Here is a 17,634-nt window from a genome sequence, read left to right on the forward strand (position 1 = left end):
AGCCGACAACACGGGAGCGGCGCCCGGCTCAAGTTTCCTTTCTGTCATGCGACAATGCGAACCAGGGCGAACAGGGCGAAAAGGCCGCCGACATTGACTCCGAGGCCTATGCCGGTCATAAGCCCGCCCTTCTCGCATCGGGTTCCGGCCCGAGGCGCGATGTTGATAACGGACGATGCGTGGACCGCCGTTGAGATCGCCGCTCCAATCGGGGAGGGGCCGGGCCGCATCCGCATAGAAGAGTGACCTATGTCCAAGCGCCATAGCGCCAAGTACAAACTCGATCGCGCCATGGGTGAAAACCTGTGGGGCCGCGCCAAGTCGCCGGTCAACAAGCGTTCGTACGGCCCGGGCCAGCACGGCCAGCGCCGCAAGTCCAAGGTTTCCGACTTCGGCCTGCAACTGAAGGCCAAGCAGAAGCTGAAGGGCTACTACGGCAACATCACCGAGAAGCAATTCTCGGCCATCTATGATGAAGCCACTCGCCGCAAGGGCAACACCTCGGAAAACCTGATCGGTCTGCTGGAATCGCGCCTGGACGCCATCGTCTACCGCGCCAAGTTCGTGCCGACCGTCTGGGCCGCTCGCCAGTTCGTCAGCCACGGTCACGTGACCGTCGACGGCAAGAAGGTCGACATCGGTTCGTACCGCGTCAAGCCGGGCCAGGTCATCGAGGTCAAGGAAAAGTCGCGCAACATGGCTCTGGTGCTCGAAGCCCAGCAGTCGGGCGAGCGCGACATCCCTGACTATCTGGAACTGGGCGACCGCGGCTTCTCGGTCCGTTACGTCCGTATTCCGGAACTGTCGGACGTGCCGTATCCGGTGAAGATGGAACCGAACCTGGTCGTCGAATACTACGCCTCCTAATCGCGGCGTACGACGAAGACAGTGTTGGAAGCCCCGGCGCAAACCGGGGCTTCTTTCTTATCAAGACCGCTGTTTCCCTGGGGAGAGAAGCAGCGCATTCTGTCCGGGCGGCGTCGATCCGCCCCGGAAGGCCTTCATGAGACGACTTCTCGCCCCGCGCGCTCTTGCTTGCTGCGCCCTCGCCGCCGTCGCCGGCCTGGCGGGCGCCTGCGCGACGCGCGACCCCGGGGTCTCCACCGCCGGCATGCCCGGCCAGCTGGAGCCGATCCACGCCGCCGCCTTCACCCGCGACCTGGCCGTCTTCCGCGTCAGCTCCAACGGCTGCACCAGCAAGGCGGACGTCAAGCCCTTCATCACCCGGCTGCGCGACACCACCGTCATCACCCTGCGCCGCCTGGACGAGGATCGCTGCGATCGGCCGGACGTCGAGGGCGTGCAACTGGAATGGACCTTCGAGGAACTGGGCATCGCTCCCGGCTCGTCGGTCTCGGTCAACAACCCCTATCTGATGCGCCCGGCCGAGGGGACGCAGCCGCATTCCTGATCTCGGTTCCCGGGCGGTTCCGGCAAGGCTTCGTTAGCCATGTCGGACGACGGGGGGTTAAGGGTTGTCCCTTAGGGGGAGAGACCTAGTCTCCTGTACCTGCCCCCAAGGTCCTGATGCGTATCATCGATTGTCTGGCCACGGCCCATAATCTGGGCCTCGTCGCCCTGGCCGCCCTCGTCTGCGTTCTCGGCAGCTGGATCACGGTCAACCTGTTGCAGCGCATCCGCGTCACCCGATCGGCGGTGCGCGCCGCCTGGATCTTCCTGGGCGCGGTCGCCGGGGGCGCCACCATCTGGTGCACCCACTTCGTCGCCATGATCGCCTATGAGCCCGGCGTGGACGTCGCCTACGGCCCCGGCATGACGGGCCTGTCCCTGCTGGTCGCCATCTGCGGCTCGGCGGCCGCCCTGATGACCTCGGGCCTGCGCGGACGGGTCTTCCCCATTCTCGCCGGCGCGGTCTTCGGCGTCACCGTGGCGATCATGCACTTCGTCGGCATGGCGGCCTTCGCCGTCGACGCCGTCATGCACTGGTCCGCCGCCTATGTGACGGCCTCCGTCGTGGGCTCGGTGGTCTTCGGGGTCCTGTCCTTCTTCCTGGCGAGCCGGGCGACCGAGGCGCGGGGCCGCTGGGCGGCCATCGGCTGCATGGTCCTGGGCATCGTCGTCCTGCACTTCACCGCCATGGCGGCTCTCAGCGTCCTGCCCTTCGCCCCGGTCGACGGCGCCCTGACCGGCGACGACGCCAAGCACGCCCTGGCCCTGGGCGTGGCGGGCGTGGGCCTGCTGGTCCTGGGCGCGGGCGCCGCCAGCTACGCCCTGGACAGCCAGTCGCGCGGCCTGGCCAAGGCTCGCCTGCAACACCTGATCGAGGGCGGCGTGGACGGCATGGCCGTCCAGCGCGCCGGGGTCGTCATCGCCGTCAACAGCGCCCTGCTGAAGCTGATGGGTCTGGAGCGCGAGGCCGTCCTGGGCGCCTCCCTGTCGCAATGGGCCGAAGACGTCGGCCGCCTGACCGACGGCGACATGATCCAGTCCTCCCTGACCACCGCCACGGGCGAGGTCCTGCCGGTCGAACTGTCGGCCAAGGAAGACCAGGGCGGCGGCGAAGAGGTGATGATCTACGCCGTGCGCGACCTGCGCGCCCGCCTGGCCCAGGAACGCCGCATCGCCCACCTGGCCCGCAACGACAGCCTGACGGGCCTGCCCAACCGCGCCTCCTTCCTGGAGCGCCTGACCCGCCTGACCGCGACGGTGAAGCCGGAAGAGACCCTGGCCCTGTTCGCCCTGGACCTGAATCGCTTCAAGGAGGTCAACGACCTCTACGGCCACGCGGTCGGCGACCAGCTTCTGTGCCGTATCGCCGAGCGTCTGCGCGACGCCCTGCAGGACGGCGAGTTCATCGCTCGCCAGGGCGGGGACGAGTTCGTCGCCATGGCCCCCGTGACCTCGCGCGAGCAGGCCCGCGCCGTGGCCGACCGCCTGCGCGCCGCCGTGATCCAGCCGGTGACGATTGATCACGCCGACCTGTCCTGCGGCGCCAGCATCGGCGTCTCCCTGTGGCCCGAGGACGCCACGGACCTGTCGACCCTGATCAACAACGCCGACCTGGCCATGTACCGGGCCAAGGCCTCGCTGACCGTTGACGTCTGCTTCTACGAGGCGGACATGGACCAGGCCGTCCGCGCCCGCCGCCGCGTCACCCAGGCCCTGCGCGAAGCCCTGGATAACGAACGGTTCGAGCTGCACTATCAGGTCCAGGCCTCGGTCGAGACGGGCAAGGCCACCGGCTACGAGGTCCTGCTGCGCTGGCGCGGCGACGACGGCGACTACATCTCGCCCTCCGACTTCATCCCTGTGGCCGAGGAGACGGGCCTGATCCTGCCGATCGGCGAATGGGTCCTGCGCCAGGCCTGCCGTCAGGCCGCCGCCTGGGAGGAGCCGCACCGCATCGCCGTCAACCTGTCGCCGGTCCAGCTCAGCCACGTCGACCTGCCGCGTCTGGTGCATCAGGTCCTGCTGGAGACGGGCCTGGCCCCCTCGCGGCTGGAGCTGGAGATCACCGAGACGGCCATGATCAGCGACATGGCCCGCACCACCCATGTCCTGCGCCAGCTCAAGGCCCTGGGCGTGACCATCGCCATGGACGACTTCGGCACCGGCTATTCGTCCCTGTCGACCCTGCGGGCCTTCCCCTTCGACAAGATCAAGCTGGACCGGTCCTTCATGACCGAGCTGGACGGCGCCGCGCCCCAGTCGCGGGCCATCATCCGCGCCGTCCTGACCATCGGCGAGAGCCTGTCCATCCCGGTCCTGGCCGAGGGGGTCGAGACGCCCGAGCAACTGGCCTTCCTGCGGGCCCAGGGCTGCGACGAGGTCCAGGGCTACCTGCTGGGCCGTCCCCAGCCCGAGGCCGACGCCCTGTCCCAGGGCGTGGCCGCCACGCCTCAATTCGAGGCCGAACGCGCCGTGGCGTAACCGGGCCAGCGCTCGACCCCGGCCCGCTCATAGGGCAGCGGCAGGGCCTCCGGCCGACCCAGGGCCGTCGCGGCGTGATGGCCCCAGTTCGGATCGTCCAGCACGGCGCGCGCCACGGCGATCAGGTCGGCCTGGCCTGCGACGAGCAGGTCCTCCGCCTGTCCCGGCGTGACGATCATGCCCACGGCCATGACGGTCGCCTCGGGCGCGGCCGCCTTCACCGCCTCGGCGAAGGGAACCTGATAGCCCGGCAGGTCGCCGGGGATGCGCGCCGTCGCGACATTACCGCCGCTGGTCAGGTGCAGATAGTCGTAGCCCATGTCGTGCAGCGCCCGGCCGAAGACTTGGGCCTCCTCGACCGTGATCCCGCCCTCGGTCCAGTCCGAGCCGTTGAAACGGACGCCCAGGGCCTTGGTCCGGGGCCAGGCGTCCCGCACAGCCTGGGCCACGCGCAGAGGGAAGCGCATCCGGTTCTCCAGGGCGCCGCCGTAGTCGTCGGTCCGCGCATTCGACAGCGGCGACAGGAACTGGGTCAGCAGATAGCCGTGGGCGGCGTGCAGTTCGACCAGGTCGAAACCGGCGCGGTCGGCCCGTCGCGTCGCCTGGGCGAAGGCCTCGACCACCCGGTCCATGCCGGCCGCGTCCAGCGCTGTCGGGACATGCCAGCCGTCGCGATAGGCCAGGGCCGAGGCCGAGACCGTCTCCCAGGCCTGGTCCGCCGGGGCCGGGCCGCCATGGTCGATCCAGGGCGGATTGGTCGAGGCCTTGCGTCCCGCATGGCCCAGCTGGATGCCGATCGGCGTGTCGGAATAGGTGCAGATGTCGCGCAGGATCCGGGCGAAGGCGGCTTCCTGCTCGTCGTTCCACAGACCGACGTCGGCCCAGGATATGCGGCCCGCCGCCTCGACCCCAGTGGCCTCGATCACCACCAGCCCTGCGCCCGACAGGGCCATCCGCGCCACGTGCTGGGCGTGCCAGGGCTGTGGAACGCCGTCCACGGCCGAATACTGGCACATGGGGGCGACGACGATGCGGTTCTTCAGCGTCAGCGGCCCGACGGCGCGCGGGGTGAACAACAGACTCATGAGGCGGTCTTTCGGATGGCGGCCCGGGGAGGGGAGCACAGTAGCTATGACTGTGGCTGTTTCGTTCAAGCCCCAGCTTTTCCGATTATTCACGTGATCCCGCGTCGCTGCGCTGGCACTTAGGCCGCGCAAAGCCATTCAAGGGATCCCGCCATGCGCCACATCATCATCGCTCTCGCCGTCGCCGCCGTCGCCGCGCCCATGCTGTCGGGCTGCGTCTTCATCTCCACCGAGAAGCCGACCACCCGCGTCATCCACTCGGCCCCGAACGAGGACGGCCAGTAATGCGCGCTGCGCTCGTCGCAGGCCTGGCCGCGACCCTTCTGCCCCTGCTCGGCGGCTGCGTCTTCTATTCGAGCGAAGGCGGAGAGCGCGTCTCCGTCGCCGTGTCGGACCAGACGGGTCGCGCCGAGACGGCGGAGGCCGTCCGCAAGGTCGACTTCGACGGCCGTCGCCTGAGCGTCGTCGTCGGCTCCAACGGCTGCACCGAGGCGTCCAGCTTCGAGGTCCGGATCAAGGACGGCGACCCCGCCGAACTGACCCTGATCCGCCGCACCCCCGACCTGTGCAAGGCCCTGGTCGCCGAAGGCAAGCTGGTCAGCTGGACCTATGAAGAACTGGGTCTCCGGTCCGGCGAAGCCGTCCGCGTCCTGAACCCGATCAGTCTCTAATCTTCTTCTCCTCCCCTGCGCAGCGGGGGAGGGGGACCACCGCAGGTGGTGGAGGGGGCGAAGGATCGGGCTGCGGTTTCCAGGTCAGGGCGGGACGGCGGCGGAAACAAACCGACCATCGGCGGCTGTGCTCGCCCCCACCACCGCTTCGCGGTCCCCCTCCCCCGTGAACGGGGGAGGAGTTCAGGTCAGCCGATTTAAGCCGAAAACGGCCCCAGCATCTCCGCCGGAATCCGGCTGGGGCGCAGGCTTCTGGCCTCGACCAGGCACCATTCGGACACGCCCTGGGCGCACAGGCGGCCCTCGCCGTCCTCGATGCGGACATAGCGGTTGAAGCGCGGCCCCTGCGGGTCGCCGACCCAGGTGCGGGCCACGACGCCCGTCGCGCCGGGCTCTATGCCGCGCAGATAGTCGATCTCATGCCTCAGGGCGACCCAGGACCATTTGCCCCGGGTCTCCTCGTCGAAGCGCGCGTTCCAGTGGGCCGTGCCGGCGTCCTGCAGCCAGCCGACATAGACGACGTTGTTGACGTGTCCGTTCTCGTCGATGTGCTCGGGCCGCACGTCCAGGGGGACGACGAAGACCTCGCGGTCCTCGCGCGGTTGAAGCTGCGGCCGGGCCATCGGGGCTTTACGCCTCGCCGAGGGCGACGCCCTTCTCGGCCATCAGGGCCTGAAGCTCGCCGGCCTGGAACATCTCGCGGACGATGTCGGAGCCGCCGACGAACTCGCCCTTCACATAGAGCTGGGGAATGGTCGGCCAGTCGGTGAAGGCCTTGATGCCCTCGCGCAGGGCTTCGTCCTGCAGCACGTCGACGCCGACGAAGGGGGCGCCCACATGGTCCAGGATCTGCACCGCCAGCGACGAGAAGCCGCACCGCGGCGCGTCCGGCGTGCCCTTCATGAACAGGACCACGTCATGCTCGGCCACGGTCTGGGCGATGAAGGCGTGGACGGGATCTGCGGCTTGTGCGGTGGTTTGATCGGTCACGATAGGGGCCTTTCGGAGGAGCCCGTCAGCTAGGCGCCCAATGGGGCGGGGTCAAGGCCGCTCGCGCCGACATCGTTCTGCGATCATCGTCCGCGAACCTTATAACAGATTGCCTTGGAAAACCGGCGCAACTACCTAAAGCCCCGATGGCTTGGTCAATGCGGACATTGGCGAGGGTTTTCGCGGCGCTGACCCTGGTCATCGCCGCCTTCGTCGTTTCGCCCGCGACCGACGCCGCCGCCTGCGCGCCGGAGCCGCCGGCCGCTCACCAGACCATGGATCACGATCCCCAGTCCGGCGACCACAGCGGCCAGGGCGAGCACGGCGTCTGCGCCCACGGCCACTGCCACCATACGGCCGGCGAAAGACACGCGGCGACCGAGTTCGCCGTCGCCGCCCTGTTCGTGCGGGCGCCCCGCGTCGTCCCGCGCGACGACGGACCCGTCTCCTTCGCCGCCGAAGGTCTCAAGCGCCCTCCCAGAGGCTGAGCCGAAGCCCGCGCCCCTGCGCGCCCTTCGTGTCTCTCTTCTGGAAATGAATCATGTCTTCGACAATTCGTCGGCGGCCGCGTGGTCGTCAGCCGTCCTGGACGGCCGGCTGCGCGCTCGCCGTCCTGGCGACGGTCGCATCGGCCGCGCCCGCCTGGGCCGATCCCGCGCCCTCCTATCCTGAGCTTCTTGCCCGGCTTGACCAGACCCCGGCCTCCGTCGAGGCCGGCGCCCTGGCCGAGGCGGCCGAGGCCCGCGTTCGTCAGGCCCGCGTCCGGCCCAATCCCAACCTGTCCCTCGGCGCCGAGAACATCGGCGGTTCCGGTCCCTATTCGGGTTTCGGCGCCGCCGACCTCAACCTGTCGCTCAGCCAGGGGCTGGAGCTGTGGGGCCGTCGTCCCGCCCGGGTGAACGTCGCCCGGGCCGAGGCCGGAACCGCCGCCCTGCGCCGCGACCTGGCTCTGGTGGACGCGGCCGGCCGTCTGGCCCTGGTCTACGCCGAGGCCGAGGCCGCCCAGCGCCGGGCCCAACTGGCGGAGGAGGGGCTGTCCCTGTCCCTGGCCGACGCCCGCGCGGCCCTGCTCCTGGTCGAGGAGGGGCGCGAGCCCCTGCTTCGCGGGGTCCAGGCCGAGAGCGAGGCCGCCGCCGCCCGCGCCGCCCTGGACGAGGCCGCGGCCGAGCGGGACGCGGCCTTCGCCCGTCTCAGCGCCGCGGCCATGTTGCCGACCCCCGCTACCGCCGTGGCGGCGGGCCTGCTGGACGCCGAGGTCGGCGCCCAGACCCCGAACCTGGCTCCGACAGCCGCGGACGCTCCCGCCGTGCGCGTGGCCGAGGCCGAACGCAAGGCGGCCGAGCGGCGGATCGACGTCGAACGGATCAACGCCCGGCCCGACGTGACCGCCAGCCTGGGCGTGACCCGCTTCGGCGCCGAGAACGAGACGGCCCTGACCGTCGGCTTCAGCCTGCCCCTGCCGCTGTTCGACCGGAACCGGGGCAATATCGACGCCGCCCGCGCCGAGTTCCGCGCCGCCGAGGCCCGCGTGGCCCAGGCGCGCCAGGATGCGGGCGCCGACCGCCGCGCCGCGACCGCCCGCCTCTCGGCCTCGTCGGGCCGCGTCTCGGCGGCCGACGCCGGGGTGAGGGCCGCCGAGGAGGCCTATCGCCTGTCGCGGATCGGCGCCGAGGCCGGCCGCATCTCGCAACTGGAGCTGCGCGTCACCCGCGCCGCCCTGATCAACGCCCGATCCGCCGCCGTCGACGCCCGCATGGCGCGCGTCCGCGCCGAGATCGACCTGGCGCGCCTCGACGGCCGCGCCCCCTTCCAAGGAAGCCGCTGATGCGCAAGCTATCATCCAACAAGAAGGCCCTGATCGCGGGCGTCGCCGTGCTCGGCCTGCTGGGAGCGGGCGGCCTCTATCTGATGCTGTCCCCTTCGGCTTCCGAAGCGCCGAAAAAGGAGCAGGCCGCAGCGGAAGCGGCCGAGCCGCCGGAAGGCGTGGTCGAACTGACCCCGGAACAGCAAAGGGCCGCCGGCCTCGAGGTCGTCGCGGTTTCGCGGGGCGGGGGCGGCGAGATCCGCCTGTCGGGCCGCGTCGAGCCGATGATCGACGCGCGCGCGGCGATTTCGGTCGCGGTCGGCGGACGGGTCGAGCGCGTGCTGGTCGCGCCGGGTCAGCCGGTGCGGGCGGGGCAGGCCATGGCGGTCCTGGTCAGCGGCGACGCGGCCAGCCTGAGGGCCGAGGTCGACGCGGCCCAGGCCGCGGCCATCGCCGCCGAACAGGCGCATGATCGGGACGAGGACCTGGCCGACGCGGGCGTCGTGGCCCGGCGCGAGGCGGAGGTTTCCCATGCCCAGGCCGTCAGCGCCCAGGCCGTGGCGCAGGCCGCGCGGGCGCGAGCGACGGCGGCCGGTTCGCCGAGCGCCTCGGGTCGCTTCAATGTCGTAAGCCCCATCGCCGGCGTCGTGACCTCGGTCCAGACCGGGCCGGGCGGCTTCGTGCCCCAGGGCGGGGTCGTGGCGGAAGTCACCAATCCGTCGCGGGTGGAGGTGGTCTTCAATGCGCCGGCGGCCCTGGCGGCCAGCGTGCGGGCGGGCTCGACGCTGAAAGGCGCCGGCCCCCTGGGCGAGTTCGACGCCGTGGTGACGGGCGTGGCGGTCGGAGCGGGCGGAGAGAGCGGGGCGACCGTCATCCGCGCGCGGGCGGCGGGCGGCGCTCTGCCTCCGCCCGGGGCGGCGATCACCGGCGTCATCGTCACGGGCGAGGCCGTGGGCGGCTTCACCGTGCCGTCCGAGGCGGTGCAGACCGTGGAGGGGCAGGCGGTCGTCTTCGTCCAGATTCCGGGCGGCTTCCGCGTCCAGCCGATCCTGGCCGGCCGCCAGGCCGCCGGCCGCACCGAGATCCTGCGCGGCCTGACCGGAACCGAACGCGTCGCGGCGGCCAACGCCTTCCTGCTCAAGGCCGAACTGGCCAAGGGCGAAGCCGAACACGGTCACTGAGGGGGAGGCGAACATGTTCAAGGCGATCATCGAAGCCTCGGTCCGCTTCCGCTGGTTCATCGTCCTGGCCACGGCCCTGGTCTCGGCCTGGGGTCTGTTCCAACTGACCCGGCTGCCCATCGACGCCGTGCCGGACATCACCAACCGGCAGGTCCAGATCAACACCGTGGCCCCGGCCCTGGCCCCCGAACAGATGGAGCGTCAGGTCACATACCCGCTGGAGACGGCCATGGCGGGGATACCGGGGCTGCAGACCACCCGCTCCCTGACCCGCAACGGCTTCAGCCAGGTGACGGTCGTCTTCACCGACGCGACCGACATCTACTTCGCCCGCCAGCAGGTGGCCGAGCGCATGGCCCAGGCGCGCGAACGCCTGCCCGAAGGGGTGGAGCCCGCCCTGGCGCCCGTCACCACCGGCCTGGGCGAGGTGCTGATGTGGACGGTGGACTTCAAGCCGTTCGACGCCAGGACCGCCCGCGTCGGCCGTCCCGGCTGGCAGCCCGACGGCGCCTATCTGACGCCCGACGGCGAGCGTCTGACGACGCCCCAGTCGCGGGCGACCTATCTGCGCACGGTCCAGGACTGGATCATCGCGCCCCGCATGCGCACCGCGCGCGGCCTGGCGGGCGTCGACGTCAACGGCGGCTATGTGAAGGAATACGCCGTCCGTCCCGACCCGGCGCGCCTGGCCGGCTACGGCCTGGGCCTGAACGACCTGATCCAGGCCCTGGACCGCGCCAACACCCAGGCGGGCGCCGGATATGTGCAGCGGGCGGGCGAGGCCCTGACCGTCCGTACCGACGCCCTGGCCCAGACGGTCGAGGACCTGGCCCAGGCGCCCGTGGTCAACCGCAACGGCCTGGTCGTCCGCGTCGCCGACGTGGCTGTGGTCGAGATCGGCCAGGCGCCCCGTCTGGGCGGCGCCAGCCGCGATGGCCATGAGGCGGTCATCGGCACGGCCCTGATGCTGGCGGGCGAGAACAGCCGCACCGTGGCCCAGGCCGCCGCCGAACGGCTGCAGGAGGTCGGCGCCGCCCTGCCGCCCGACGTCGTCGCCGAACCGGTGCTGAACCGCAGCGCCCTGGTCAACTCCACCATCAAGACGGTGGCCAAGAACCTGACCGAAGGCGCCCTGCTGGTCATCGTCGTGCTGTTCCTGCTGCTGGGGAACATCCGCGCGGCCACGATCACGGCCCTGATGATCCCGATCAGCTTCCTGTTCGCGGTCATCGGCATGAACCGCTTCGGCATCAGCGGAAACCTGATGAGCCTGGGGGCGCTGGACTTCGGCCTTCTGGTCGACGGCGCCGTGGTGGTGGTCGAGAACACCCTGCTGATGCTCAGCCGGCGTCGCGCCGACCTGGGCCGCGTCCTGACCCGTCATGAACGCCTGGACGTCGCCGCCGCCGCGGCCCGCCAGATGGTCAAGCCCGCCGCCTTCGGCCAGCTGATCATCCTGCTGGTCTTCACCCCCCTGCTGCTGCTGGAAGGGGTGGAGGGCAAGACCTTCATCCCCATGGGCGCCACCGTCATGCTGGCCCTGGTCGGCGCCTTCATCTTCTCCTTCACCTTCGTTCCGGCCATGACGGCCCTGCTGGTCAAGGAGCCGAAGACCGTCCATCTCGACGAGAACGGCGAGGCGGAAGAGCATGAGACCTTCCTGCTGCGTCGCGCGCGTCGCGGGATTGAACCGGCCATCCGCGCCGCCGTGGCCCGTCCGAAGACGGTGCTGGCGGCGGCGCTCGGCGCCCTGGTCGTCGGCGGCCTGGCCTTCACCCTCCTGGGCCGGGAGTTCATCCCGACCCTGGACGAGGGCGACATCGCCATGCAGGCCCTGCGCGTGCCCTCGGCCTCGCTCGAACAGTCCCTGGCCATGCAGATGGCGCTGGAGCGGACGATCAAGGCCCAGCCGGAGGTGAAGACCGTCTTCTCGCGCACCGGCACGGCCGAGGCGGCGGTGGACCCCATGCCGCCGAACATTTCCGACGCCGTCATCGTGCTGAAGGACCGCAAGGCCTGGCCGGATCCGAAGCTGCCGAAGGAGGAGCTGATCGCCCGGATCGAAAAGGCGGCCTCGACCCAGCTGGGCAACAGCTTCGAGTTCAGCCAGCCGATCGAGCTGCGCTTCAACGAACTGATCTCGGGCGTCCGCACCGACCTGGCGGTCATGGTCTACGGCGACGACTTCGCCCAGCTCCAGGCGACGGCGGATCGGGTGGCGGCCGTCCTGCGCGACACCCCCGGCGCGGCCGACGTGCGGGTGGAGCAGGCGTCCGGCCTGCCGACCCTGACGGTCAGCGTCGACCGCTTCGCCGCCGCCAACTACGGCCTGTCGGCGGCCGACGTGTCGGAGGCGGTCTCGGCCGCCGTGGGCGGAGCCGAGGCGGGCCAGATCTTCGAGGGCGACCGCCGCTTCGACGTGGTGGTCCGTCTTTCGGACGCGCAGCGCAACGATCCCGCCGCCCTGAACGCCCTGCCGATCACCACGGCGACGGGCGTGACGGTGCCCCTGTCGTCCGTCGCCCGGATCCAGGTGGCGGAAGGCCGGAACCAGATCAGCCGCAACGACGGCAGCCGCCGCATGGTGGTCCAGGCCAATGTGCGCGGCCGCGACCTGGGCGGCTTCGTCGACGACGCCCAGGCCAGGGTGCGACAGCAGGTCGAACTGCCGACCGGCTATTCCCTGACCTGGGGCGGGCAGTTCGAGAACCTGAAGCGGGCGGAGCAGCGCCTGGGCCTGGTCATCCCGGTGGTCTTCATCCTGATCGGCGTCCTGCTGTTCATGGCCCTGGGGTCGTTCGCGGAGGCGGGGCTGGTCTTCGCCTGCGTGCCCCTGGCCCTCGTCGGCGGGGCCCTGTCCCTGCTGCTCAGGGGCATGCCCTTCTCGGTCTCGGCGGCGGTCGGCTTCATCGCCGTGTCGGGCGTCGCGACCCTGAACGGGCTGGTCCTGATGCAGGCGATCCGCGAACGGCTGCAGGCGGGCCATCCCCCGCACGAGGCCGCCCTCTTCGGCGCCTTCAGCCGACTGCGCGCGGTCCTGACCACGGCGACGGTCGCCATTGTCGGCTTCATCCCCATGGCCATCGCCAGCGGGGCGGGCGCCGAGGTGCAGAAGCCCCTGGCCACGGTGGTCATCGGCGGCCTGTTGACGGCCACGGCCCTGACCCTGCTGGTGCTTCCGACCTTCGCGGCCAAGGCCGTCAAGCACCGCAAGGCCGAAGGAGTGGAGGATTGAGCGGTTCTCATGAGGGAGAAGGGCTTCAGCGCCGCACCCTGCTGATCGTGCTGGTGCTGAACGCCCTGCTGTTCGTCGTGCTCGGACTCGGCGGCCTGTTCGCCGAGTCCAGCGCCCTGCTGGCCAATGCGGCGGACAACGGCTCGGACGCCATCGTCTACCTGATCAGCTTCCTGGCGGTCGGGCGGGCGATGGCGTGGAAGCGCGGCGCCGCCCGCCTGTCGGGGATCATGCTTCTGATCTTCGCGGCGGGCGTCCTGCTGGACGTGGGGCGGCGCTGGATCGTCGGGACCGAGCCGGTCGGCTGGACCATGATGGGCCTGGCCGTCGTCGCGGCGGTCGTGAACCTGGCCTGCCTGATCCTGATCCGGCGTCAGGGCAGCGACGACGTCAACATGCGCGCGGCCGAGACCTTCAGCTTCAACGACTTCGCCTCGAACGGCGGCATCCTGGTCGCCGGGGTCCTGGTCATGACGCTGAACCAGGCCTGGCCCGATCTGGCGGTCGGCGTGATCGTGGTGGCCATCGCGGTGAAGGGCGGGATCGACATCCTGCGCGACGCCGGCCGGGCGGGCTAGTCAGGGACGGTCGACCCGGCTTCAAGCCTTCTCGGACGCCGGGATCAGTCGTTCGGCCGCCAGGGCCAAGGTCGGGGCGCCGCATTCGCGGGCGGTGGCCGCGGCCTCGACCAGCATCAGGCCCAGGCCGTCGGGCGTGCTTCCGGTCCAGCGGGCGCGGGCCAGGGCGACGCGGGCCATGCCGATCTGATCAGAGGCCCAGTCCAGCGGCGTCGTGGCGGGGGCCGGGCGGGCCAGGCGGCTGCGCAGGCCGGCCTCGATCTCCAGCAGGGCGCGCAGGTCGCCGATCGAACCGGCGCGGCCGACCTCCTGGGCCACGCGGCGTTCGTGGGCCATGGCGCCCAGCACTAGGCCGCCGCCCTCGGTCAAGGCCTCCGCCTGGGCCAGGACCAGCGGCGGCAGGGGCTCGCGCTCGGCCCGCAGCACCTGGACGGCGGCCCAGTCCATCGGGCTGTGGTCGGGGGTGAACTGGTCGGCGGCGGCGTCGAACAGGGCCTGGGCCTGGTCGCGGGCCAGAGGGCTTCCGGCCACGGCCGCCAGGGCCGCCATCCCGGCGGCGCACAGGGCCAGGGCGCGGGCGCGGCTGATGGGCCGCTGATCCGGCGGGCAGGCCTCGACCAGGGCGCGCAGGTCGCGGCCCGCCTGGTCCAGAATATGGGGATCGCGCGCGGCCAGCCCGGCCTCCAGCATCAGGGCGGCGCGTTCCAGTTTCAGCTCGTCCTCGATCGGACGGCGGCCGTGCTTTAGGCCGTGCAGGGCGGCCTCCATCAGGGCGGAGGCCTCGTTCAGGGCCTCGGCGTCGCCGGACAGGGCGGCCTCGCGCGATTTCAGCCGGGCGTGCAGGGCGGCCACGGCGGCGGCGGTGTCGCTGCGCCGAGCGGTGGGCAGGGCCGCCAGCAGGCCGCCGGCCGCCGTCAGCCGCGCGGGCTCTCCGCACAGGTCGAAGGCCAGCATTCCGGCCTGGGCCATGGCCAGGGCCGCGCGGACGCCCTGATCGTCGTTCTGGGCGGCGGCGGCGGCGTCGCGCGCGGCGGCCTCGGCCTTCTCCAGGCTGGCGGCGGTCCCGGCGCGGCGGGCGTGCTCGCGCCACAGGGCCGAGGCGCGCAGGGCCGCCTCGTGCGGCCGCGAGCAGGACACCCGTCCGGCGTCGGTCGACTGCAGCCGCGCTTCGGCCTCGACCAGGTTGAGGCCGATCAGCTCCAGCCAGCCCAGGTCGTCGCTGTCGCGCGCCTTCTCGAAAAGTCTGCGCAGATCCCTGCCGAATTCGAACATGATGACCTTCGTCGTCCCGCTGCGGGACCGCTTCCGCGATTCCATGGCTGAACAAGCAAACGCAGCGCCGCGCGAAGGGTTCGCGGGGTTTCGGCCTGTGGAAATTTTACAAAATCCCGGCGCGGCGGGCTTTCAGGGCTGAGGGGTCAGCCCAGGTCGGGCGTCAGCTGGCGGCAGCGGGCCAGGGCGGCGCGGGACGGAGCGTCTCCGGCGGTCAGTTTCTGCACCGAAACGAGACGGGCGCGGGTCTGCTCGCGCTCGGCCGCCGCAGGGTCGCGACCGCCAGCCGTCGCCGCCTGCATGGCGGCCAGCGACCAATAGAGGGCGGCGTCGTACAGGGCCTTGCCCTCCGCGCTCTCTCCGCCTTCCAGCTCCGACGCCGCCTGAGTCAGGCCGGCGCACCGCACCGCCTCCTCATAGGGCAGGGGGCGCGGCGTCTCCTGCGGCGCCTCCAGGGCGGCCATGGCGGCGAAGGCGGCGGCGATGAACATGCGGGCGCTCCCACGGCGAACGGTGCGCCGGCGGCGCGGTAAAGCACGCGGCGGCTCCGCTTAAAATGCGTGCTTCCACGAGGTAAAGCCACCCCCCAAGGCCGATCTTCTCCTCCCCCGCAAAGCGGGGAAGGGGGACCGCGCGTAGCGTGGTGGAGGGGGCGAAAGGTCGGGCCTGCGGTTTCCGGGGTTGGGCTGGACGAGGGCTGAACCTCACTCAACGTCGCCGCTGTGGTCGCCCCCTCCACCACCTTCGGTGGTCCCCCTCCCTCGTGAACGGGGGAGGAGTCAGATCGCGTTTCGCCTCAAATCACCGTGCCGCCCACGGCCTCCTCGCGTCGGCGGCCTGGCCGGGCGGGGCGGTCCAGGCTGCGCCAGGCGGCGGCCAGGCGGTCGACGGCCTGGGTCAGGTCGGCCTCCGTGCGGCTGTAGGGCAGGCGGAGGCAGCGTTCGAAGGCCCCGCCCACGCCGAACCTCGCGCCGGGGGCGACCCGCACCCCGTGATCCGGGGCGGCCAGGGCCAGGCGGGTTCCCTCCGGCCGGGGCAGTTCGACCCACAGGGACAGTCCCCCCTGGGGGCGGCGCGTGCGCCAGTCGGGCAGGACCTGGGCCAGGCGGGCGCGCAGATGGGCCTCCTGTCGCGCCAGCGCCGCCCGGCGCGCGACCAGGGGCGCGGGATCGCCGGCCATCAGGACGGCGGCCGCCAACTGCTCCATCACCGGGGCGCCCAGGTCCAGCGAGGGGCGCCGCCGCACCACCGCCTCGGCCGCCGCCGCGTCGGCGTGCAGCCATCCGACCCTCAGCCCGCCCCAGTAGGGCTTGCTGGTCGAGCCCAGGCGCATGACGTGGGGACCGTGGTCGACGGGCGGCGGGGGCGGCCGGTCGAACCACAGCTCCCTCAGGGTGTCGTCCAGCACCAGCAGGGAGCCGGCCCGTTCGGCCGCATGGGCGAAGGCCGCCTCGTCCTCGGCCGACAGGACATGGCCGGTCGGATTGTGATGCGCCCCGATCAGATAGACCAGGCGCGGCCGCACCCGCGCGATCGTCGCGATCATGCCCTCGCGGTCCCAGCCGCTGGGGGTCATGGCCACGGGGACGACCCGCAGGGCCGCCCGCGTCATGGCGTCCAGGGCGTGGGGATAGCTGGGGTGCTCCGTCACCACCACGTCGCCCGGCCGGGTCGCGGCCCGCAGCAGCAGGGCCAGGGCGTTCTGCGCCCCGGCCGTGATCACGATCCGGTCCGGCCCGGTCGCCATGCCCTCGGCGGCGTAGCGGTCGGCGACCACCCGGCGCAGGGCCTCGACCCCCACCGGCTCATAGCCGTGGCCGGGCAGGTGGGCGGGCAGGGCCTCCAGCGCCCGGGCGTAGGCGGCGTGGACCTGTTCGTCGGCGGGCATGGAGGCGGTGGCCATGTCGATGACGCCCGGCGGATCGGCCATCTGCATCGGCCCGTCCAGCGGCCGGATCGGCCGCGACGCCGGACTGGCGGGCAGGGCGGTGAAGCTGCCCGACCCGATGCGGCTGACGACGAAGCCCTCGCCCCTCAGTCGGTCCAGGGCGGCGCTGACGGTGATCCGGCTGACCCCCAGGGTCTCGGCCAGCCTCCGCTCCCCGGGCAGGCGCGCGTTCAGCGACAGCCGCCCGTCCAGGATCATCAGCTTCAGCGCCTCCGACAGGCGGCGATAGGCGGCCTCGCCGTCGGGCCCGCGCCAGCCCTCGAGCTGGCGCGACAGGGAGACAGGATTGACCAGGGCGTCGCGCATAAGGCCATCCTCGTAAAACCGGCCCTATAAAACAAGGCCAATCGAGCGTCTGATGGCCTCATGTTCATACGTCGCTTCCTCCAGCTCCAGTTCGGTCTCTGCCTCTACGGCGTGTCCCTGGCCCTCATGGTCCGGGCCGACCTCGGCCTCGACCCCTGGGACGTCTTCCACCAGGGCCTGTCCGAACGGACGGGCCTCAGCCTGGGGACGGTGCTGATCATCGTCGGGGCGGCGGTCATGCTGTTCTGGATCCCCCTGCGGCAGAAGCCGGGGATCGGCACCCTGTGCAACATCGTGGTCATCGGCCTGGTGACGGACGCGGCGCTGAAGGTCATGCCGCACCTGGATCACCTGGGCGTCCGCGTCCTGGCCCTGGGGGCGACCATCATGCTGAACGCCGTGGCCACCGCCGCCTATATCGGGGCGGGCATGGGGCCGGGGCCGCGCGACGGCCTGATGACCGGCCTGGTGCGCCGCACGGGCTGGCCCCTGCGCTGGACCCGCACGGGGATAGAGGCGACGGTCCTGGGCCTGGGCTGGCTCCTGGGCGGCTCGGTCGGGGTCGGCACCGTCCTCTACGCCGTGGCCATCGGCCCTCTGATCCAGATCTTCCTGCCCTATTTCCAGGTCGAGCCGAAGCGCGAACCCGCCCCCGCAACCACGACCTGAAACC

At 71.5% G+C, this 17,634-nt stretch carries 18 protein-coding genes; 12 read left to right on the plus strand and 6 right to left on the minus strand.

The window, feature by feature from the left end:
• Positions 1-249 precede the first annotated feature (249 nt).
• The 3 genes from rpsD (at position 250) to ABIE19_RS03385 (ending at position 3,891) form a co-directional block, all read left to right on the plus strand.
• A complete protein-coding gene (gene rpsD, locus ABIE19_RS03375; protein WP_354087707.1) occupies positions 250-867 on the plus strand; it encodes a 30S ribosomal protein S4 in 618 nt (205 codons plus the stop codon).
• Between the two features lie 136 nt (positions 868-1,003).
• A complete protein-coding gene (locus ABIE19_RS03380) occupies positions 1,004-1,411 on the plus strand; it encodes a hypothetical protein (protein ID WP_354087708.1) in 408 nt (135 codons plus the stop codon).
• Positions 1,412-1,527: 116 nt separating this feature from the next.
• Positions 1,528-3,891 carry a bifunctional diguanylate cyclase/phosphodiesterase gene (locus ABIE19_RS03385; protein WP_354087709.1) on the plus strand — a complete coding sequence of 788 codons (2,364 nt, stop codon included), beginning with the start codon at positions 1,528-1,530 and terminating at the stop codon, positions 3,889-3,891.
• Here ABIE19_RS03385 and ABIE19_RS03390 read toward each other — a convergent pair.
• Positions 3,861-4,976, minus strand: a complete 1,116-nt coding sequence (locus tag ABIE19_RS03390; protein ID WP_354087710.1) for an NADH:flavin oxidoreductase/NADH oxidase — start codon at positions 4,974-4,976, stop codon at positions 3,861-3,863. The genes ABIE19_RS03385 and ABIE19_RS03390 overlap by 31 nt on opposite strands.
• Before the next feature lie 153 nt (positions 4,977-5,129).
• On the opposite strand from ABIE19_RS03390, the gene ABIE19_RS03395 reads away from it, so the two are divergent.
• On the plus strand, positions 5,130-5,261 hold the full coding sequence (locus tag ABIE19_RS03395; protein WP_354087711.1) for a hypothetical protein: 132 nt from the start codon (positions 5,130-5,132) through the stop codon (positions 5,259-5,261).
• Entirely contained in the window at positions 5,261-5,647 is a 387-nt protein-coding gene (locus ABIE19_RS03400) for a hypothetical protein (RefSeq protein ID WP_354087712.1), read from the plus strand. Before ABIE19_RS03395 ends, ABIE19_RS03400 begins: the two co-directional genes overlap by 1 nt.
• Positions 5,648-5,844: 197 nt before the next feature.
• Here the strand turns inward: ABIE19_RS03400 and ABIE19_RS03405 are convergent, their stop codons facing one another.
• Positions 5,845-6,270, minus strand: coding sequence for an acyl-CoA thioesterase (locus ABIE19_RS03405; RefSeq protein ID WP_354087713.1), 426 nt, complete (start codon positions 6,268-6,270; stop codon positions 5,845-5,847).
• A 7-nt stretch (positions 6,271-6,277) separates the two neighbouring features.
• Entirely contained in the window at positions 6,278-6,637 is a 360-nt protein-coding gene (gene grxD / locus ABIE19_RS03410) for a Grx4 family monothiol glutaredoxin (RefSeq protein WP_354087714.1), read from the minus strand.
• 158 nt (positions 6,638-6,795) lie between these two features.
• On the opposite strand from grxD, the gene ABIE19_RS03415 reads away from it, so the two are divergent.
• From ABIE19_RS03415 to ABIE19_RS03435, 5 genes are read left to right on the plus strand one after another with little or no spacing between them, the layout of a single operon-like run.
• A complete protein-coding gene (locus ABIE19_RS03415; RefSeq protein ID WP_354088579.1) occupies positions 6,796-7,125 on the plus strand; it encodes a hypothetical protein in 330 nt (109 codons plus the stop codon).
• A gap of 53 nt (positions 7,126-7,178) precedes the next feature.
• Positions 7,179-8,462: a TolC family protein gene (locus tag ABIE19_RS03420; protein ID WP_354087715.1), complete on the plus strand. Its 1,284-nt coding sequence runs from the start codon at positions 7,179-7,181 to the stop codon at positions 8,460-8,462.
• Positions 8,462-9,622, plus strand: a complete 1,161-nt coding sequence (locus tag ABIE19_RS03425) for an efflux RND transporter periplasmic adaptor subunit (RefSeq protein WP_354087716.1) — start codon at positions 8,462-8,464, stop codon at positions 9,620-9,622. The genes ABIE19_RS03420 and ABIE19_RS03425 overlap by 1 nt, the downstream gene beginning before the upstream one ends.
• 13 nt (positions 9,623-9,635) lie before the next feature.
• Positions 9,636-12,857 (plus strand): efflux RND transporter permease subunit, encoded by a 3,222-nt coding sequence (locus ABIE19_RS03430; RefSeq protein ID WP_354087717.1) that lies wholly within the window; start codon positions 9,636-9,638, stop codon positions 12,855-12,857.
• Positions 12,854-13,435 carry a cation efflux transmembrane domain-containing protein gene (locus ABIE19_RS03435; RefSeq protein WP_354087718.1) on the plus strand — a complete coding sequence of 194 codons (582 nt, stop codon included), beginning with the start codon at positions 12,854-12,856 and terminating at the stop codon, positions 13,433-13,435. The genes ABIE19_RS03430 and ABIE19_RS03435 overlap by 4 nt, the downstream gene beginning before the upstream one ends.
• 21 nt (positions 13,436-13,456) lie before the next feature.
• On the opposite strand, the gene ABIE19_RS03440 is transcribed toward ABIE19_RS03435, so the two are convergent.
• Positions 13,457-14,707, minus strand: a complete 1,251-nt coding sequence (locus ABIE19_RS03440) for a hypothetical protein (protein WP_354087719.1) — start codon at positions 14,705-14,707, stop codon at positions 13,457-13,459.
• Between ABIE19_RS03440 and ABIE19_RS03445 the strand changes: the two genes are divergently transcribed.
• The gene (locus ABIE19_RS03445; RefSeq protein WP_354087720.1) at positions 14,706-14,849 is read left to right on the plus strand and encodes a hypothetical protein; all 144 of its coding nucleotides are present in this window, start codon (positions 14,706-14,708) and stop codon (positions 14,847-14,849) included. The two genes, ABIE19_RS03440 and ABIE19_RS03445, sit on opposite strands and share 2 nt — an antisense overlap.
• Before the next feature lie 4 nt (positions 14,850-14,853).
• Here ABIE19_RS03445 and ABIE19_RS03450 read toward each other — a convergent pair whose 3' ends face one another.
• Positions 14,854-15,198 (minus strand): hypothetical protein, encoded by a 345-nt coding sequence (locus ABIE19_RS03450; RefSeq protein WP_354087721.1) that lies wholly within the window; start codon positions 15,196-15,198, stop codon positions 14,854-14,856.
• Between the two features lie 305 nt (positions 15,199-15,503).
• A complete protein-coding gene (yczR, locus tag ABIE19_RS03455; protein WP_354087722.1) occupies positions 15,504-16,961 on the minus strand; it encodes a MocR-like transcription factor YczR in 1,458 nt (485 codons plus the stop codon).
• 60 nt (positions 16,962-17,021) lie between these two features.
• Here yczR and yczE point away from each other — a divergent pair, with 60 nt between their 5' ends.
• Entirely contained in the window at positions 17,022-17,630 is a 609-nt protein-coding gene (gene yczE / locus ABIE19_RS03460) for a membrane protein YczE (RefSeq protein ID WP_354087723.1), read from the plus strand.
• The last annotated feature ends 4 nt before the right edge of the window (positions 17,631-17,634 follow it).

This window comes from Brevundimonas faecalis (assembly GCF_040549405.1).
GTDB classification, from domain to species: domain Bacteria; phylum Pseudomonadota; class Alphaproteobacteria; order Caulobacterales; family Caulobacteraceae; genus Brevundimonas; species Brevundimonas faecalis.

Excerpts from the sequence above, each read along its gene's own strand:
- rpsD (WP_354087707.1), top strand. The coding sequence starts at position 250 with ATGTCCAAGCGCCATAGCGCCAAGTACAAACTCGATCGCGCCATGGGT.
- ABIE19_RS03380 (WP_354087708.1), top strand. The coding sequence starts at position 1,004 with ATGAGACGACTTCTCGCCCCGCGCGCTCTTGCTTGCTGCGCCCTCGCC.
- ABIE19_RS03385 (WP_354087709.1), top strand. The coding sequence starts at position 1,528 with ATGCGTATCATCGATTGTCTGGCCACGGCCCATAATCTGGGCCTCGTC.
- ABIE19_RS03390 (WP_354087710.1), bottom strand. The coding sequence starts at position 4,976 with ATGAGTCTGTTGTTCACCCCGCGCGCCGTCGGGCCGCTGACGCTGAAG.
- ABIE19_RS03395 (WP_354087711.1), top strand. The coding sequence starts at position 5,130 with ATGCGCCACATCATCATCGCTCTCGCCGTCGCCGCCGTCGCCGCGCCC.
- ABIE19_RS03400 (WP_354087712.1), top strand. The coding sequence starts at position 5,261 with ATGCGCGCTGCGCTCGTCGCAGGCCTGGCCGCGACCCTTCTGCCCCTG.
- ABIE19_RS03405 (WP_354087713.1), bottom strand. The coding sequence starts at position 6,270 with ATGGCCCGGCCGCAGCTTCAACCGCGCGAGGACCGCGAGGTCTTCGTC.
- ABIE19_RS03415 (WP_354088579.1), top strand. The coding sequence starts at position 6,796 with ATGCGGACATTGGCGAGGGTTTTCGCGGCGCTGACCCTGGTCATCGCC.
- ABIE19_RS03420 (WP_354087715.1), top strand. The coding sequence starts at position 7,179 with ATGTCTTCGACAATTCGTCGGCGGCCGCGTGGTCGTCAGCCGTCCTGG.
- ABIE19_RS03425 (WP_354087716.1), top strand. The coding sequence starts at position 8,462 with ATGCGCAAGCTATCATCCAACAAGAAGGCCCTGATCGCGGGCGTCGCC.
- ABIE19_RS03430 (WP_354087717.1), top strand. The coding sequence starts at position 9,636 with ATGTTCAAGGCGATCATCGAAGCCTCGGTCCGCTTCCGCTGGTTCATC.
- ABIE19_RS03445 (WP_354087720.1), top strand. The coding sequence starts at position 14,706 with ATGATGACCTTCGTCGTCCCGCTGCGGGACCGCTTCCGCGATTCCATG.
- ABIE19_RS03440 (WP_354087719.1), bottom strand. The coding sequence starts at position 14,707 with ATGTTCGAATTCGGCAGGGATCTGCGCAGACTTTTCGAGAAGGCGCGC.
- ABIE19_RS03450 (WP_354087721.1), bottom strand. The coding sequence starts at position 15,198 with ATGTTCATCGCCGCCGCCTTCGCCGCCATGGCCGCCCTGGAGGCGCCG.
- yczR (WP_354087722.1), bottom strand. The coding sequence starts at position 16,961 with ATGCGCGACGCCCTGGTCAATCCTGTCTCCCTGTCGCGCCAGCTCGAG.
- yczE (WP_354087723.1), top strand. The coding sequence starts at position 17,022 with ATGTTCATACGTCGCTTCCTCCAGCTCCAGTTCGGTCTCTGCCTCTAC.